Here is a 16,069-nt window from a genome sequence, read left to right as displayed (position 1 = left end):
GTGATCCGCGCCGCCGACGTCGTGGTCACCATGGGCTGCGGCGACGCCTGCCCGGTCTTCCCCGGCACCCGCTACGAGAACTGGGACCTCGACGACCCCGCCGACCAGAGCCTGACCGACGTCCGGCCGATCCGCGACGAGATCGAACGCCGCGTCCGCCAGCTCCTCGACGACCTGCACGTCCCCGCCGCCCGCTAGACCCACCCGCCGACCGACCCGCAGCCGGCGCCCTCACCGCACAGGGAGAGAACAGACTGATGACCATCGCACCGTGGCGACGCCTGCTGGCTGAGTTCACCGGCACCGCGCTGCTGGTCACCGCCGTGGTGGGCTCCGGCATCATGGCCACCACCCTCTCCCCGGACGACGTCGGCCTGCAGTTGCTGGAGAACTCGATTGCCACCGCTTTCGCCCTCGGCGCGTTGATCCTGATCTTCGGCCCGGTCTCCGGCGCGCACTTCAACCCGGTGGTCTCCGCGGCCGACTGGTTCCTCGGCCGCCGCGCCGGCGCCGGCCTCACCGTCCGCGACCTCGGCGGCTACGTCGCCGCCCAGGTCGCGGGGGCTATCGCCGGGTCGGTGCTGGCGAACCTGATGTTCGACCTGGCCGCCGTGACCTGGTCGGGCAAGGACCGCGACGGCGGCAACCTGTGGCTCGGCGAGGTCGTCGCCACCACCGGCCTGATCCTGCTCGTCTTCGCCCTGGCACGCTCCGGCCGCGCCCCCGTGGCCCCGGCCGCCGTGGGCGCCTACATCGGAGCCGCGTACTGGTTCACCTCGTCCACGTCGTTCGCCAACCCGGCCGTGACGATCGGACGGGCATTCACCGACACGTTCGCCGGCATCGCCCCCGCCTCGCTGCCCGGCTTCGTCATCGCCCAGATCGTCGGCCTCGCCGTCGGCATCGGCCTGCTGGCCGCGCTCTACCCCGACGCCGGGCAGGCCGCCGACCAAGTGCTCGTGCCCACCGACGAGCGCAACCCCGCAGCTGACCAGCGCTCATGACCGCAGCCCCGCGCACCCGAACCGCACTGCCAGAAAGGCTCCTGATGTCCGACAAGCCCAGCGTCCTGTTTGTCTGCGTGCACAACGCCGGCCGCTCCCAGATGGCCGCCGGCTGGCTGCGCCACCTCGCCGGTGACACCGTCGAGGTCCGCTCCGCCGGCTCCGCCCCCGCCGACACCGTCAACCCCGCCGCCGTCCAGGCCATGCGGGAAGTCGGCATCGACATCACCGACCAAACCCCCAAGCTCCTCGAGTACGCCACGGCGGAGTCGTCCGACGTCATCGTGACGATGGGCTGTGGGGACGCCTGCCCGGTCTTCCCCGGCAAGCGCTACGAGGACTGGAAGCTCGACGACCCTGCCGGTAAGGGCGTCGAGTCCGTGCGCCCGATCCGCGACGACATCCGCACCCGGGTGGAGAAGCTCCTCACCGAGCTGCGCCCGAGCGTCTGACGCCACCCTCGCTGCCGCCCGCCGCCCGCCGCCCGCCGCCCGCCGGTCCAGCCACCGGCGGGCGGTCCACCCCTGTGAGCAGGAGTCCCTCGTGTCCGACCCGCACCCGCTGATCATCATCGGCTCCGGGCCCGCCGGCTACACCGCCGCCATCTACGCCGCCCGCGCCAACCTCACACCCCTGGTCATCGAAGGCGCCCAGTCCGGTGGCTCCCTGATGACCACCACCGAGGTTGAGAACTTCCCCGGCTTCCCCGACGGCATCACCGGCCCCGAACTGATGGACAACCTGCGCAAGCAAGCCGACCGCTTCGGCGCCCAGTTCCTCACCGACGACGTCACCCGCGTCGACCTCACCAGCGACGTCAAGACCGTGTGGGTCGGCGAGCAGAGCTACCAGGCGCGAGCGGTCCTCCTCGCCACCGGGTCCGCGTGGCGGCCCCTCGGCGTGCCCGGTGAGACCGAACTGCTCGGCCACGGCGTCTCCTCCTGCGCCACCTGCGACGGGTTCTTCTTCCGCGACCAGGACATCGCCGTCGTCGGCGGCGGTGACTCCGCGATGGAGGAAGCCACCTTCCTCACCCGCTTCGCCCGCAGCGTCACCATTATCCACCGCCGCGACACCTTCCGCGCCAGCCGCATCATGGCCGACCGTGCCCTGACCAACGACAAGATCACCGTCGAGTGGAACACCATGGTCGAGGAGATCCTCGGCCGCGACGGCGTCGTCACCGGCGTCCGCGTCCGAGACGCCCACAGCGGCGTCGAGCGGGTCCTGGACGTCGCCGGAGTGTTCGTCGCCATCGGCCACGACCCCCGCAGTGAACTGTTCCGCGGCCAAGTCGACCTCGACCCCGACGGGTACGTCACCGTCGCGGCCCCCAGCACCCGCACCAACCTGCCCGGCGTCTTCGCCGCCGGAGACCTCGTCGACCACACCTACCGCCAGGCCATCACCGCCGCCGGCACCGGCTGCGCCGCCGCCCTCGACGCCGAGCGCCACCTCGCCAGCCTGTCCTAACCAGCACCTGCCGCAGCCCACGTCAGAACACACACGCGGCGGTTCCCTCCTAGGGTTACCCGGCGAGTCGGGCGCTGATATCGGCGACCGTGGCCTTGGCCGTGCGCCCCGCGCCCACCAGCGTCGCCGACGCCGACCCGGTCCAGTCGCCGTACCCCAACAGATACAGACGGGACTCGTCCACCGACCTGGTGCCGTCGGTAGGCGCCACAACCTGCCGCCACCCGGGCAGCAGCGGCGCGAGGTGGGCGAGCTCCGGGCGGAACCCGGTGCACCAGATGACCACGTCACACGGCTGTCCGGTGCCGTCGGCCCACCACACGCCGTGCGCATCCAGCCGCGCGAACATCGCGCGGGCATGCAGCACGCCGCGCTCACGGGCGTCGAGGACGCTGGGCACCATCACGATGTCCCCAGGTCACTCACCCCCCCGCGGCACCGGCGGCTGTGCGGGTGGCCACATCGAAGAGCACCCGCCCGTCGACGTTGTCTGGCATGAACCGTGGCGGGCGCCGGGTGACCCAGGTGACCTCGGCGACCCGCGACACATCGGCCAGGATCTGCGCCCCGGAGTTGCCCCCGCCGACGATGACGACCCGCTGCCCGCGGAACTCCAGCGGCGAGGCGTAGTCCACGGTGTGCAACTGCCGGCCACCGAAGTCCTCCCGGCCGGGGACGTCCGGCAGGTACGGGCACTGCCACGTCCCGGTCGCGGAGATGACGTACCGGGCCGACCAGGTGCCGGCGTCGGTCTGCACCGCTAAGCGCGCACCCGCCGCCCGCACCTCCCGCACCCGGACCGGGCGACGCACCGCGAGGTCGTAGCGCTGCTCGTATGCCCGCAGGTAATCCACGACGTGCCCGGCGCTCGGGAACTCCTCACCGTCCTGGCTTGGCATCCCCCACCCCGGCAGCGGGCTGTACGGCGCCGGGGAGAACAACCGCAACGAGTCCCAGCCATGCCGCCACGCGCCACCCGGCTGCGACTGGGCATCGAGGATGACGTACTCAAGGCCAGCGCGGCGCAGGTAGTAACCCGCCGCCAGGCCCGCCTGCCCGCCCCTGACGACCACCACATCACACGATCCGGGCACCCCAACACCTACTCCGCTACCCAGATCATCATGCCGAGACGACCCGAACGGATGCGGGAAGTCCCCCACCTGAGAACCTCACCGTGATCAAGGCCTCGTTACACCGCTCTAGCCGCGGTGTTGCTGCACGATGCAGGACGTGGGAACTGCGGAAACGATGACGCCTGCCATCTCGCCACTTGCGGGCGAGCCGATCAAGCGTGCCGACGCCGAGCGGCTCGCCGCAGTGCTGAAGGCATTCGCCGATCCGGCTCGGCTACGACTGCTCAGCCTGATCCAGTCGTCTCCCGAGGGCGAGGCGTCCGTCAGCGACCTCACGGCGCCGCTCGGGCTCTCCCAGCCGACCGTGAGTCATCACCTGCGGATCCTCACCGAGGCCGGCCTGCTCGAGCGCGACAAGCGCGGCGTCTGGGCGTACTACCGGCTGATGCCGTCTGCGATCGCCGCGATCGCTGAACTGCTGACGCCGCCCCGCACACGGGCGACGAAGAAGACTCGCTGAACGTCACCATCGCAGACGGCGACCACGTCGGCTGACCGGCCTGAACCCGACGCACCGCCATCGACCCACGGCAGGGCATTCACCGCACGTGCACATCGAGAACGCAAGCCCCGCGGCTGTCACCGGCTATCACAGCCTCGGCCGGACAACGGCCTCCCCACCCCAGGCGACCGCCTTCGAGGACTACGTGGAAGCCATCGCCTACATCAACATCGACGTTGATGACCCCACACGAGTACGCATCTACCCCATGACGATGCAGGAGGCACTGCGCATCGAGCAGGAGCAGACGTGATGCGAAACCCCGACCTGATACTCGACCAAGTCCGCGCCCGGTACCGCGAGAACTGGCGCGACTGGCTGCTGCACGGCGACGACGCAAACTTCTCATTCCCCCTCGCCGCACCGTCAGCGAATGCGATCGCCCGCGACTACGACGCAGTCGGCCAATGGCCTCGCACATGGCGGACCTGGTCGGAAACACAGCCCGCCGCCCGGCTACGCACCGTGACGCGCCACACCGTCGTAGGCACCCAAGAAGTATTCACCCACCTGGACCTCCCCACGATCGACCCCTAGAGCCATCCTCCAGACCCAGGCCGCCCGAGCGTTATAGCGGCGGCAGCGTCGGCGCGGTGAGGGCGGCGAGTCAGGGACAGTCATCCCAGAAATCGCGTGTCGAACACAGCCAGGTCCGGGCGACCGCCGAGGGAGTACATGTCGGCGACCGCGTCATGCATTTTCGCTGGCCACGTGCATGGCAAGCGCCATCGAATGACCGTAAAGCTCGGTCGCGAGGCGAAGTTGCGCCGCAGAGCACGGCCAGGGCGCGGCGCAGGTGTGGCACAGCCACGCCGCGCGCATCGGTAGGTGTGGGCGGCCCGGGAACCCCGACATCCGCCGGATGAACGGCTGCTTGCTTGTTCGCCTGGCCGGACGGCAACCGACGGTTGAGATCAAAGCGATTCCCAAGCTGACAGTGCTCGACCGTCCCCGCCAGGGCAGTGTTCCGACGGGTGGTAGAACGGGGCATGGAGATCGCGCAGCTCAGCCGGGCGTTGGATGACATCTTCGACGGCGCGATCGTGCATCACGGGTACACCGACTACATCCGCGATTACGAAGTCATCGTCTACGTCACCGCAGACCCGCGTACCGGCATCCCACCCGTCCACCTCCGCTACCTCTTCAAGTACTGCGTCGCCGCCGAGGTGCAAACGGCGGTGAGTCCTGAGACCTGGCGTTGCTCGCTCGACGAGCGACTGACCGACCGGGAGATCGGTCCGGACCTGGACGGCTTTGTGTGGGCGGTGCGCTGGCAGCCGCTCTATCCAGGTGCGGAGGTGGTTGCAGACTCCGAGCGTGCCCGGTCGTGGGCTGACAAGATCGGAATTCCCTTTCATGAGGTCCGCTTCAAGATGAACGCTCACGCCATCACTCTCATCTTCAGCGACCTTGACGTGACGGAGGTGAAGGAGGGCTACGCACCCTTCACGGTCACCGAGGACGACTGATGCAAGGGCCCTGCAACTCGCCTGGGGGTGACTAACTGGGTGACGATCGGGACGGACGCCAGCGGACGAGCAGGATACTGATGGACGGTTCCAGCAGATCAACGCCTGTGAAACGGCAGGCCAAAGCCCCGTTTTGATTGCCTGGGGGTCAAGGGTCATGGTGCTGCCTCGCGATGCGACTGGGGAACCTACGGTGGCTGTGTGCCGCGCTTTGAGCTGATTACGGACGTCCAGGCGGTCCCGGAGACCGTCTTCGGCGCCTGCCTCGACGTTGACCTGCACACCGCGTCCATGGGGACTACCAGTGCCGAACGGGCGGTCGGCGGTGTAACGACCGGGCGGTTGAGGGCCGGAGAAGCCGTTACGTGGGAGGCCAGGCACTTCGGCATTCCCTGGCGGATGACGGTTCGGATCATTGACTACCGGTGGCCGTATGGCTTCACGGACAATCAGATCAGCGGCCCGTTCGGCCGATGGCACCACGAGCACAGCTTCACCCGGAACCCGACTGACTTCTCGGCAACCGTCATGCGGGATGTCATCGACTTCACTGCACCGATGGGACCTGTTGGCCGCTTCGTGGCCGGCCTCATCCTGCGGCCGTACCTGCAACGTCTCATCGCCCGCCGCAACGCCTATTTAGCTGCCACCCTGGCACGGCTTCCTCGCTCAGCCGGCGAGGAGACGGGGGCAGAGGTGCCCGGTGACGGCGGGGCACAGTTGGGGCACAAGGCAGAGTGAAACGTCGTCAACCAGGCCTTGTGGTCGGCGAATTCACGCCTGCTGGAGCGCGGCCAGCTTCTCCGACGGGAACGGAATTCCGCCCCAGTTCCGCTGGTAGCGATCCAGAGATCCCGCACGAGCGAGGGCCTCTTCCGCCATACGCCGCACCGCAGAGATCAGACCGGCCACCTCAACGCGGCCACGCCACCGGCTGATCCCACCGCTCCACCGGCGGTCCTCCGACTGGACATCATCGAACTGCACGATCTGGACGTACACCTCGTCGGTCGCGCCCGAGAAGATGAACCAGGTAGCAGCGGGTTCAGCTTGCAAGAGCGCGACCGTCGCGCTGGATCCCAGCTGAAGGTCAACAGCGGCCTGCATCAGCGAGCCAAGCCCATCGCCAAGGTACGTGGTGTGGACGGTCAGGCCATCAGATCCCACAACCCAGTGCAGGTCAGCCAATCCCACATTCTTGACCTCCCAGTCCAGCGACAACACCAGGCCATTCTCCAGACTCGTCGTCACATCCACCCGCCGGCCTGGGGCTTTGGGTGTGGCAGGGATCAACCCAGCAGGTTGGTACGAGGCCGGGAAGGGCGCCGCGTGTTCGGCATGGCCTGAGGTTCTGGAGACTCGGTTACCTCAGCCCCAACGAGTACGAGACCGCCTGGCACACCCGCCAGCACGACCAGATCGAGCCAGCTACCGCTACCCCTGCGACAGCCGGCAGCAGGTAACCACCGCTCCAACAAAGCGGGGGAAACTCACGTGTGCGCCGGCGTCGAGTTGAACGTCGCTGTTGTTGAGGCCGATGAGTTCGGACAGGCGCAGACCGGTCTGAACGGCCAGGGTTATCAGGGCGCGGTCTCGGCGGCCTTCCCAGCGGCGGCTGGCGTTCGGGGCGGCGAGCAAGGCGTCGACCTCGTCGGCGGTCAGGAAGGACACCGTGGTGTGCCGGCCCGAAGCGCGCCGGAGAAACCCGGCGCTGGTCGTATCCCGGAACGCGCGGAAAGGGCGCGGGAGCCTGTCCGCTCCCGCGCCCTGACCGTCAGCGTGCCCCTCGGCCGGCCGTCACGCGGCCTTCACGAAGGACTGTGCGGCCGATCCGTTGCAGTCCCAGATCTGCAGTCGCGCGCCGTCCGCTGTCGAGCCTTGCGGGGAGTCCAGGCACCTGTTGGAGTTCGGGTTGCGCAACCGGTTACCTTCCTGAACCCAGCTCTGTGCGCCGCCGCCGTTGCAGTCCCAGAGCTGCACCCTCGTGCCGTTGGCCGTACCCGCGCCGGTGGCGTCGAGGCACCGGCCCAACGTCCGCAGGGTCTGGCCGTCCCAACTCCACTGCTGGTCCCTTGAAACAGAAGACCCCTGGCACGTCCACAGCTGCACGGCCGCGCCATTGCCGCCCGTGTCGTTTCCGCCCACGTCCACGCATTTGCCGCCCGGCCCGTTGATCTGCGTCGCGGGTCCGCCTGTGGAAGGCGGCGTCGTGCCCCCGCCGTCCTGGTAGTAGCGCACGTAGTCGATCGATGCGGTGAGCGGGAACTGGCTCTGCACGGGGTTCTGTCCGGGGTACGTGCCGCCCAGCGCCAGGTTGAAGATGACGTGGAACGGCTTGCGGAACTCCTCCAAGGTCGCCGGTGTCGTGTCGATCACGTGCGTTTGCACGCCGTCGATGTACCAGCGGATCTGCGCGGCCGTCCACTCGATCGCATAGACGTGGAAGGCCGCGGCGTTGTTGACGGCGGGGTTCGCGACGTAGTTGGCGTTCTGACCCGCTGTCCACGGGAACACGCCCGTTCGGAGATCCCAGAAGATGTTGTTCGTCACGGTCGCGTTCGCGTTCGCGTGTTCCATGATGTCGACCTCGCCGCAACTGGCCCAGTTGGTGGGCAGGCGGTCGTAGTAGGTCTGCGCTGGGTTGTAAGCGCTCGTGGACGTCTCGTCGCACGAGTCACCGAGCATCCAGAAAGCCGGCCACGAGCCGGCGGCGGTCGGGAGCGCCATGCGCGCCTCGATGCGGCCGTACTGGAAGGACCTCTTCGTGTCCGTCGTCATGCGGCACGACGTCTGGTAGAAGTTGCGGCCGTTGACCGTGATGGGCGTCGTGAGCCAGTTGGCGCGCATCACCAGGTTGCCGCCGGACTGCGTGCAGTTCTCGGGGCGGTACCACTCCCACTCGCCGTTGCCCCAGCCGTCGAAAGTATTGAGGCCGGGGTTAAGGCCGTTGCCGACGTTGTAGTTCCAGTTGGCGCTGCTGGGCGCGCCGGACCCGTTGAACTCGTCGGCCCACACGAGGTTCCACGCGGCCTGTGCGGGCTGCTGCTGGATGACCACGCTGCCGACCAGCGCAGTGACGGCCGCGGTGAGGAGGACCATGAGGCGCCGGCGGCTGCGTGACAGCGCTCGGTCCGCGAAACCTGCATTCCTGATCTTCATGTCGGGGAGCCTCGCCTTTCCGTTGGGGATGACGGACCGACGCCATGCCCGGGGCCGACCCCGCGGCCGGACACGGCGAGTGGGCCACGGACACTCCCGCCCGGGGCGACCGAGAGTGCTCTTTCTGAACAAGCAATACGAGCAATCAACGCGTGAGAGCGCTCTCACGCTAACCACACGGATCTATTGCTGTCAATGGATGGTGATCGCTGTGTTGCCGGTGCATTGCCAGCTGGCAGGAGACCTGAGAGATGGCTGCCGATTGCTCGGGATGGTGCGGGTCGAGGTGACACGCGTGGTGGGTGGCCACGGCGGTTGCGAGCCGGTGCAGTGTTCCGGCGTGGGCAAGCCGTCGGCCGGGTATCGAACGGCGTGCTCGATCAGGCGCCGGATGGTGTCGGCGTCACGGGCCTCGGTGATCCCGTCGGTGTAGAGCAGCGTCCGCTACGCCGTCGCCAGGACGGCACGGGCGTGTTCTACGAGTCGTTCGCCACGACCGCCGAGTTGCAGACCAAGGTCGCGGCGAAGCTGAGGGAGCTGGACAGCGCTGGGAATCCGCTGGCCTTCATGCCGCTGCCGCGCCCGATAACGGTGACGTGGCGTTCGGACTTCGAGGCTCGGCGTGGCAACGCGCCTAGCCTTCCGCCGGCCGTCGAGCTTCATGTTTTTCCGGTCACCGGGACGAACCGGTCGGCCCGGGTGATGGCCGAGCTGGAACAGCTCCTGCCGGCGCGAATGCGCGCCAGCGGTCAGGTCGAAGGCGGCCGACCCACTGACCTCCACTCGCCAGGGCGGCGCCGTGGTCGTCACCGTTCCGGATAGGAGCAGCCGATGGAACGAAGTCCGGGCTCCGCAACTGTTCGGCATACGCACGGCCGCGTACGGGCAGACCTCGGCGTGGGCGTCACTCCCGGGCGACGGGATGGGCGCAATTCTCGACCTGGACGCCCTGGCTGATCAGATCGCCGGACTGCTGCGTCTCGTCGGTGGTCTGGGGGTTTTCGAGTGCGACCAGGTGGCCATTGGCGTCGGCGTCAGTACCGAGCGATTGATGTCGGTCGGCCGGGTCAGCGGGCAGCCCCGTCATCAGGTCACCAGCCTGATGCTGTCGAACGACCCGATCCAGGTGCCACCTGACGAGCTCGTGACCCTAGCGGCGCTCGGGCCGGGGGCTGCCGAGGTGGGCCGCACCCTGAGTCGAACTCTTATCGAGGCTGTCTCGGCCCGCAGGTAGCCACGGCAGCACGTGTAGGTGATGCCGTTTGTTCGAACGGTGGCGGCCGGGCGCGGCGATGGTTGAGTCCGCGGCGATCGTTGGCTGCTCGTCGGACGAGCATCCCCTCCGTCCCGCCGTGTCCGTCCGGCTCCAACTTGTTGGCTCCGAACCACCACACTGCGTGTCTAGACCCGTCGCGCGGCGTAAGGCGACTTCTGGCCGAGGCGGTCGATCTACGAGCCGATCGATCGGGCACCCAACGCCGGCTGGCTGACGTCGAGCAACGCCACGGTAGATCCGTGGCTGCTCGGTGGCTGCTCGGGCGACGGGGAACGGGTTTGGATTTACCGGGACGCAGCCGGATTTCTTCGGCTATCGCGAGCCCTCGCACTAATCGATGTTTAGCGATTAATTTCGCTCCCAGTGCCCGGACCAGCAAGGACGTGGCTGGACGGGGTTGGACTAGGGAGGTTGCGGACCGACTCGATTTGGCATAAAGTGCTCTTCGGCGGAGACTAATATCTGCTTCGGACCACGGATCAGAAGGCTAGGGGTTCGAGTCTCTTCGGGCGCACAAGATTATGAGGGTCCTGAGCTGCGGAAACGCGGATCAGGGCCCTTAATTGTTTATGGACGCCCATCGGTCGTGCTGCACCCCGGCGAGGAGTCGTGACGCGCGGCGCGAGATGAGTACGCGTGCGGATGGCAGGCGTCGCCCGTGGCGACCAGAATCTCTCCCCATGCGAACGCGAATCGTGATCGCCCTGGCCGTGGTCGGCCTGGGTGGGCTTTTGGCCACCACCGGCTGCTCGTTCCGGGAGAGCATCTGCGCCAGCGGCGAGTATCCGGCCATCGCGGTGGGCGGGCAGGGCGGGAGCGCCTGCTGCCCGGACGGGCAGAAGCCGACCCCGCCGTACGTCCGCTACCCGGAGGGCAAGGTTCCGCAGCACGTCGACGACGAGTGGGACGTCTACTGGCGCAGCCACGGCATCGACGAGAACAACAACATCATCGAGACCTGAGCCGCCCATCAGCCGGTCCCGCCGCAGGCCCGATCTTCGTGACCGAACCTGGGCGGGACCGGATGCCCGTGCCTGCTCTGTTAACTCTTGCTACCCGAGTGCCGGGCGGTCGGATGATCAGCCGAAGCAGTTGGGCACCGGCGGTGAGCTGGGTGTGCAGTTCGTGGGCCGGTTACCGCTGATCACCGTCTTCTGGTCCACGGTGACCTGGCCGCCGTCGTTGAAGATCCCGCCGGGTGCCAGGGTGGAGATGTTGTCGGTGACCTTGCTCTCGGTGAGGGTGAGCCTGGCGTTGTTGTAGATTCCGCCGCCCTGGGAGTTCGAGCCGATGGCCCGGTTCCGGTCGACGTGGGTGCGGCGCAGTACGACGGTGCCGCTGCCGTTGTAGAGGCCGCCGCCGTGTTCGATGGTGCTGTTCGTGCTGGCGGTGTTCTCGCTGATCCAGCTGTCCTCGGCCACGAACTGGCCGATCTGGTTGAACACTCCGCCGCCGCGTTGGCCGGCTTCGTTGTGATGGACCTTGCCGTGCTTGAGGTGGAACACGCCGTCGGCGAAGATTCCGCCACCCTCGCTGCCGGCTCGGTTGTCGTTGACTTCGATGTTCTTGGCCTCGGTGGTGGAGTTGATGCCGCCACGGATTCCGCCGCCGCGGAAGCCCGCGGTGTTGTTGTCCAGGTGGACGTTCTCGAGGACGGCGACGCTGCTGTTCGACAGCCCACCACCCGTGCCACCGAGGGGCAGGATGGTGAAGACCCCGATCGTGTTGTTGTAGCTCAGTCGGGTGTTCTGCACGGTGAGGTTGCCGTTGTTGAAGATGCCTCCACCGTCGAACAGGGCGCTGTTGTTGCTGATGTTGCTGCCGCTGTCCTTCTTCTTGTCCTTGTCCTTGCCGTTCCAGTCCTCGCCGTGGTCGTTCCCGCCGAGGATCCTCGTGACGCCGAAGTTGGCGATGCCGCCACCCGGCCCGTTGGTGTGGTTGTAGACCACGTGGGTGTTCTCGATGACGGCCCTGCCACCGACATCGATCCGGATGCCACCGCCGCCGGCGCCGACCCCACCCTCGGCCAGGCCGCCCTTGATGGTGGCGTCGCGGAGCGTCAGGTCGCCGCCGGCTCCGAGCTCCAGGATCCGGAACGGGGTGGCGTTGGCCGCGCGGACGATGGTGGATCCGTTTGCGTCGATCACGACCTGCTGGGTGATGATCGGCAGGCCGACCGCGCCGAAGGGCACCGGTGGCTGGGGTGCGGACCTGTTGAGCGTGTAGGTGCACCTCTCGGCGAGCCGGAGCTTCGCCCCGGAGTCGGCGTTCGCGCGGACGATCGCCGCGATCAGCTCGTCGGCGTTGCAGGGTACGGACCGGAAGTCGTCGCCCCTGTCGTCCCGATGGTCGCCGTCCTTCTTGTGGTCCTTGCCGTCGCGGCCGCCCGGGTCCTGGCCCCCGTGGTCGTCGCCGTTGCTCCGGCCGCCGTCGGCGAGAACCTGCGTTCCGGCGTTGGAGGGGTTGCTGCCGCTCTTCCCGGCCGCTCCGCTCACTCCCGCCGAGGTGAGGGCGGCCAGACCGACCACTCCGGTCAACCCGGCCACCCCGGCGACGAGCCAGCGCGTCCGGCGCCGCTTCGGCTTACTGGCTTGACCTGCCGCTGCTTCGCTCATGTTCGGGTGTAGATAGTTGGACATCGAGCTACCAGCCCTTCTCCGTACACCAGGTTTCCGCACGTCACAATCGGTGCAGAAGGCGACAAACCGGTTGTCGCCACCAAGGCGAAGGTAGTCGGGCAAGTCTCGCATCAAACGTGCTTATGCGAAAAAAGCCTACATTCGGTGTACGTGCCACCAGCGTCCCGGTGGCACCAGCACTCCCATCCATCTCACCCGGCGCCACATGATCTGGCGCTTGACGTGGGCCAGATCAGCGACAAGAATTTACAAGAATCGCTGTTAGCGTTAACACTCCGTCCCAGTGCTGCGACGGCATCGTCATGCCGGTGTGGCGACGGTCGCGACGGCCTGACTCCTCGGTCAGCACTACCACTGCAGGGGAGAAATCTATGCGAACGAGGGCAAGATGGCTCGCGGCGACTGCCGCCCTCGGTGTCGTCCTCGCCGGGGTGCTGACCTCGAGCGGCCCGGCCAACGCGGAATCCAACGGCGGGGTGCGGGTCATGCCTCTCGGCGACTCCATCACCGAGGGCACCCAGGTGCCGGGCGGGTACCGCATCGGGCTCTGGCAGCGCCTCGCCAATGGTCGGTACACAGTGGACTTCGTCGGGTCGCAGTTCAACGGGCCGGCCAGCCTGGGTGACCACGACCACCAGGGGCATCCCGGGTGGCGCATCGACCAGATCGACGCGAACATCGTCGGCTGGCTGAACACCCAACGGCCGCAGACCGTCCTGCTGCACATCGGGACCAACGACATCCTTCAGAACTACAACGTGAGCACCGCGCCGAACCGGCTCTCCACGCTGATCGACCGGATCACCACCACGGCTCCCACCGCGGAGGTGTTCGTCGCGCAGATCATCCCGCTCTCCAACAGCATCCAGGAGGCGGCCGTACGCACCTTCAACGCGGCGATCCCCGGCATCGTGCAGAGCAAGGTGAACGCCGGCAAGCGGGTGCGCCTGGTCGACATGCACAGCGCTCTCACCACCGCCGACCTGATCGACGGCATCCACCCCACGTCCGGCGGCTACGACAAGATGGCTGCCCGCTGGTACAGCGCGTTGCAGTCGGTGCCCGGCAGCATCGGCAACCCGGGAAGCGGCACCGGGCAGACCACTGCGATCGTGGGCACCCTGTCCGGTCGTTGCGTCGACGTCCCCGGCTCTTCCACCACCAACGGCACCCAGGTGCAGTTGTGGGACTGTCACGGCCGCACCAACCAGCAGTGGACCCACACGAGCAGCAAGACGCTGACCGTGTACGGCAACAAGTGCCTCGACGCCGCCGGCCACGGCACCTCACCGGGCACCCTGGTCACCATCTACGACTGCCACGGCGGAACGAACCAGCAGTGGAACGTCAACGCCAACGGCACCATCACCGGGGTGCAGTCCGGCCTCTGCCTGGACCCCTACAACGTGGGTACGGGCAACGGCACAAAGCTCGTCCTCTGGACCTGCACCGGCCAGACCAACCAGCAGTGGAGCCGCCGATAGCTCGTACGGTCGCGGCGAGCGGTCGGATCGCAGGTGATCCGACCGCCGTCGTCTCCTGCTGCCCACCTCCGGACGGCATCGACCGGGTTCGGTGCGCTCGTGGGAGCCGACTGTCGGCCCACCAAGGCAACTTTGTTCGCGATATCCCGTGAGGGCAGGGACGACAAGGGGCGCACCTCCTACTCCATCATCAGCGACGAGTACGGCCCGGTGCAGTGGAGCCCGACCAAGAGGGAAATCTTCGTCGAGTTTCTCGGCGACGCCCCGCTCGACACCACGTTCAGCATGGTCGATCGAGGCGCGGTCTGACTCGGACATAACCCGGCGCCTGCAGACCCAACACCGTCGGCAATGGGCAGTCGTCGATGTTAACGTGCTCGCGGAACCTCCTCAAGGGCCCGGCGGTGGTCCTCGCCGGGGATCTGGGGCGATGCCTGCGGGAATGCGGCTCAAGACGATTCGCCCCAAGATCCGCGGCCTGGCAGCGGCTGATGTTCCCAGCACATTACGTCTTGACGAACGGCATGTTATCGCTCACAGTCGATGCCTAAGGACGACGACACCTTGGCTTTCCGGGCAAGCCCTGCTTCGTCGATCTCGAATCAGGCGTGCGCCATCGCTCGCCGGCGTCTTGTTAGCGCTAACTTCCTGACGCCTGCGCGCTCGGCCACGCGTCGCGGTACGCCCACCCTCGGGCAGGCCGTTCGGCTCTTGGTCACTGGAGGAGGATCATGTCTGCCCTCGATAGGTCTCCATCGATCGCAACGCCGTCGCGGCGGCGTTGGTGGTTGCCCCGCATCCTCGCCGCCAGCGCGGCGGCGTTGATGGTCGGTGGTGCCGCCGTAGCTGTGGTGTCGTCTCCCGCCGCTGCCGCGTCGGTCGACACGAACGCGTGGTACGTGTTGGTCAATCGCAACAGCGGCAAGGCCCTGGACGTCTACAACCTGGCCACGAACGACGGTGCCCGGATCACCCAGTGGGCCCGCAACAACGGCAACCAGCAGCAGTGGCAGTTCGTCGACTCCGGTGGTGGCTACTACCGGGTGAAGTCGCGGCTGTCCGGCAAGGTGCTGGACGTCTCGGGCTTCTCGACCGCCAACGGCGGCAGCATCGTGCAGTGGAGTGACCTCAATGGCACCAACCAGCAGTTCCGGCTGGCCGACTCGGACAGCGGCTACGTCCGGTTGATCAATCGGAACAGCAACAAGGCGATGGAGGTGCAGGGCGCCTCGACCGCCGACGGCGGAAACATCGTGCAGTACGACGACTGGAACGGCACCAACCAGCAGTGGCAGTTCGTCCGCGTCGACGGAACCACGCCGCCGACGACGACTCCGCCGCCGGGCGGAACGTGCGACCTTCCCTCGACGTACCGGTGGTCCTCCACCGGAGTGTTGGCGAACCCGAGGTCGGGTTGGGTGTCGCTGAAGGACTTCACCGTCGCCCCCTACAACGGCCAGCAGCTGGTCTACGCCACCACGCACGACTTCGGTAGCAGCTGGGGCTCGATGAACTTCAGCCTCTTCTCGAACTACTCGCAGATGGCCTCGGCCAGCCAGAACGCGATGAACTCGGGGACCGTGGCGCCGTCGCTGTTCTACTTCGCGCCGAAGAACATCTGGGTCCTCGCCTACCAGTGGGGTGGACCGGCGTTCTCGTACCGGACCTCGTCCGACCCGACCAACCCGAACGGATGGTCGTCGCCGCAGACGCTGTTCAGCGGAAGCATCACCGGCTCCGGTACCGGTCCGATCGATCAGGCGGTCATCGGCGACGGTACGAACATGTACCTGTTCTTCGCCGGTGACAACGGCAAGATCTACCGGGCTAGCATGCCGATCGGGAACTTCCCCGGCAGCTTCGGCTCCAACTACACGACCATCATGAGCGACACCACGAACAACCTGTTCGAGGCCGTTCAGGT

The 16,069-nt window shown here is 67.3% G+C and carries 20 protein-coding genes and 1 pseudogene; 15 read left to right on the top strand and 6 right to left on the bottom strand.

The features are described from left to right. The 4 genes and pseudogenes from ABZS40_RS34965 to trxB all read left to right on the top strand — a co-directional run. Positions 1–198 (top strand): annotated as a pseudogene (locus ABZS40_RS34965) (arsenate reductase ArsC); the annotation flags it as partial. A gap of 59 nt (positions 199–257) precedes the next feature. Beyond that, entirely contained in the window at positions 258–1,004 is a 747-nt protein-coding gene (locus ABZS40_RS34960) for an MIP/aquaporin family protein (RefSeq protein WP_354948796.1), read from the top strand. A gap of 44 nt (positions 1,005–1,048) precedes the next feature. After that, positions 1,049–1,456 (top strand): arsenate reductase ArsC, encoded by a 408-nt coding sequence (locus ABZS40_RS34955; RefSeq protein ID WP_354948794.1) that lies wholly within the window; start codon positions 1,049–1,051, stop codon positions 1,454–1,456. A gap of 91 nt (positions 1,457–1,547) precedes the next feature. Then, a complete protein-coding gene (gene trxB, locus ABZS40_RS34950; protein ID WP_354948792.1) occupies positions 1,548–2,477 on the top strand; it encodes a thioredoxin-disulfide reductase in 930 nt (309 codons plus the stop codon). A gap of 55 nt (positions 2,478–2,532) precedes the next feature. On the opposite strand, the gene ABZS40_RS34945 is transcribed toward trxB, so the two are convergent. Beyond that, positions 2,533–2,880, bottom strand: a complete 348-nt coding sequence (locus tag ABZS40_RS34945) for a hypothetical protein (RefSeq protein WP_354948790.1) — start codon at positions 2,878–2,880, stop codon at positions 2,533–2,535. A gap of 19 nt (positions 2,881–2,899) precedes the next feature. Beyond that, a complete protein-coding gene (locus ABZS40_RS34940) occupies positions 2,900–3,571 on the bottom strand; it encodes an NAD(P)-binding domain-containing protein (RefSeq protein WP_354948788.1) in 672 nt (223 codons plus the stop codon). A gap of 130 nt (positions 3,572–3,701) precedes the next feature. Here ABZS40_RS34940 and ABZS40_RS34935 point away from each other — a divergent pair, with 130 nt between their 5' ends. The 5 genes from ABZS40_RS34935 to ABZS40_RS34915 all read left to right on the top strand — a co-directional run bounded on the left by ABZS40_RS34935 (position 3,702) and on the right by ABZS40_RS34915 (position 6,328). Continuing rightward, on the top strand, positions 3,702–4,073 hold the full coding sequence (locus ABZS40_RS34935; RefSeq protein WP_354948786.1) for a metalloregulator ArsR/SmtB family transcription factor: 372 nt from the start codon (positions 3,702–3,704) through the stop codon (positions 4,071–4,073). Between the two features lie 88 nt (positions 4,074–4,161). After that, positions 4,162–4,368: a hypothetical protein gene (locus ABZS40_RS34930; RefSeq protein WP_354948784.1), complete on the top strand. Its 207-nt coding sequence runs from the start codon at positions 4,162–4,164 to the stop codon at positions 4,366–4,368. Continuing rightward, on the top strand, positions 4,368–4,652 hold the full coding sequence (locus ABZS40_RS34925) for a DUF3322 domain-containing protein (RefSeq protein ID WP_354948782.1): 285 nt from the start codon (positions 4,368–4,370) through the stop codon (positions 4,650–4,652). The genes ABZS40_RS34930 and ABZS40_RS34925 overlap by 1 nt, the downstream gene beginning before the upstream one ends. Positions 4,653–5,104: 452 nt before the next feature. After that, complete coding sequence (locus ABZS40_RS34920; protein WP_354948780.1) at positions 5,105–5,587, top strand: hypothetical protein; 483 nt, start codon at positions 5,105–5,107, stop codon at positions 5,585–5,587. 201 nt (positions 5,588–5,788) lie between these two features. After that, on the top strand, positions 5,789–6,328 hold the full coding sequence (locus ABZS40_RS34915) for an SRPBCC family protein (RefSeq protein WP_354948778.1): 540 nt from the start codon (positions 5,789–5,791) through the stop codon (positions 6,326–6,328). Between the two features lie 33 nt (positions 6,329–6,361). Here ABZS40_RS34915 and ABZS40_RS34910 read toward each other — a convergent pair whose 3' ends face one another. The 3 genes from ABZS40_RS34910 to ABZS40_RS34900 form a co-directional block, all read right to left on the bottom strand. Next, on the bottom strand, positions 6,362–6,844 hold the full coding sequence (locus tag ABZS40_RS34910) for a hypothetical protein (protein ID WP_354948776.1): 483 nt from the start codon (positions 6,842–6,844) through the stop codon (positions 6,362–6,364). A 177-nt stretch (positions 6,845–7,021) separates the two neighbouring features. Then, positions 7,022–7,258 (bottom strand): tyrosine-type recombinase/integrase, encoded by a 237-nt coding sequence (locus tag ABZS40_RS34905; protein ID WP_354948774.1) that lies wholly within the window; start codon positions 7,256–7,258, stop codon positions 7,022–7,024. 126 nt (positions 7,259–7,384) lie between these two features. Continuing rightward, complete coding sequence (locus tag ABZS40_RS34900; RefSeq protein WP_354948772.1) at positions 7,385–8,746, bottom strand: ricin-type beta-trefoil lectin domain protein; 1,362 nt, start codon at positions 8,744–8,746, stop codon at positions 7,385–7,387. A 372-nt stretch (positions 8,747–9,118) separates the two neighbouring features. Between ABZS40_RS34900 and ABZS40_RS34895 the strand changes: the two genes are divergently transcribed. The 3 genes from ABZS40_RS34895 to ABZS40_RS34885 all read left to right on the top strand — a co-directional run bounded on the left by ABZS40_RS34895 (position 9,119) and on the right by ABZS40_RS34885 (position 10,984). Next, positions 9,119–9,568: a hypothetical protein gene (locus tag ABZS40_RS34895; protein ID WP_354948770.1), complete on the top strand. Its 450-nt coding sequence runs from the start codon at positions 9,119–9,121 to the stop codon at positions 9,566–9,568. Next, a complete protein-coding gene (locus ABZS40_RS34890; RefSeq protein ID WP_354948768.1) occupies positions 9,546–9,980 on the top strand; it encodes a hypothetical protein in 435 nt (144 codons plus the stop codon). The genes ABZS40_RS34895 and ABZS40_RS34890 overlap by 23 nt, the downstream gene beginning before the upstream one ends. A gap of 722 nt (positions 9,981–10,702) precedes the next feature. Next, complete coding sequence (locus ABZS40_RS34885; RefSeq protein ID WP_354948767.1) at positions 10,703–10,984, top strand: hypothetical protein; 282 nt, start codon at positions 10,703–10,705, stop codon at positions 10,982–10,984. 117 nt (positions 10,985–11,101) lie between these two features. Here ABZS40_RS34885 and ABZS40_RS34880 read toward each other — a convergent pair whose 3' ends face one another. Next, on the bottom strand, positions 11,102–12,637 hold the full coding sequence (locus ABZS40_RS34880) for a hypothetical protein (protein WP_354948765.1): 1,536 nt from the start codon (positions 12,635–12,637) through the stop codon (positions 11,102–11,104). A 395-nt stretch (positions 12,638–13,032) separates the two neighbouring features. Between ABZS40_RS34880 and ABZS40_RS34875 the strand changes: the two genes are divergently transcribed. The 3 genes from ABZS40_RS34875 to ABZS40_RS34865 all read left to right on the top strand — a co-directional run. Beyond that, positions 13,033–14,145 carry a ricin-type beta-trefoil lectin domain protein gene (locus ABZS40_RS34875; RefSeq protein ID WP_354948763.1) on the top strand — a complete coding sequence of 371 codons (1,113 nt, stop codon included), beginning with the start codon at positions 13,033–13,035 and terminating at the stop codon, positions 14,143–14,145. Between the two features lie 132 nt (positions 14,146–14,277). Further along, positions 14,278–14,454: a hypothetical protein gene (locus ABZS40_RS34870; protein ID WP_354948761.1), complete on the top strand. Its 177-nt coding sequence runs from the start codon at positions 14,278–14,280 to the stop codon at positions 14,452–14,454. A 422-nt stretch (positions 14,455–14,876) separates the two neighbouring features. Next, positions 14,877–16,069 (top strand): non-reducing end alpha-L-arabinofuranosidase family hydrolase (locus tag ABZS40_RS34865; RefSeq protein ID WP_354948759.1); only part of this gene is annotated, 1,193 nt, incomplete at its 3' end.

It is taken from the genome of Micromonospora sp. NPDC005324 (assembly GCF_040607155.1).
GTDB classification, from domain to species: Bacteria; Actinomycetota; Actinomycetes; order Mycobacteriales; family Micromonosporaceae; genus Micromonospora; species Micromonospora trifolii.
The sequence above is the reverse complement of the archived record's forward strand: the minus strand, read 5'-3'. Positions and strand labels throughout refer to the sequence as shown.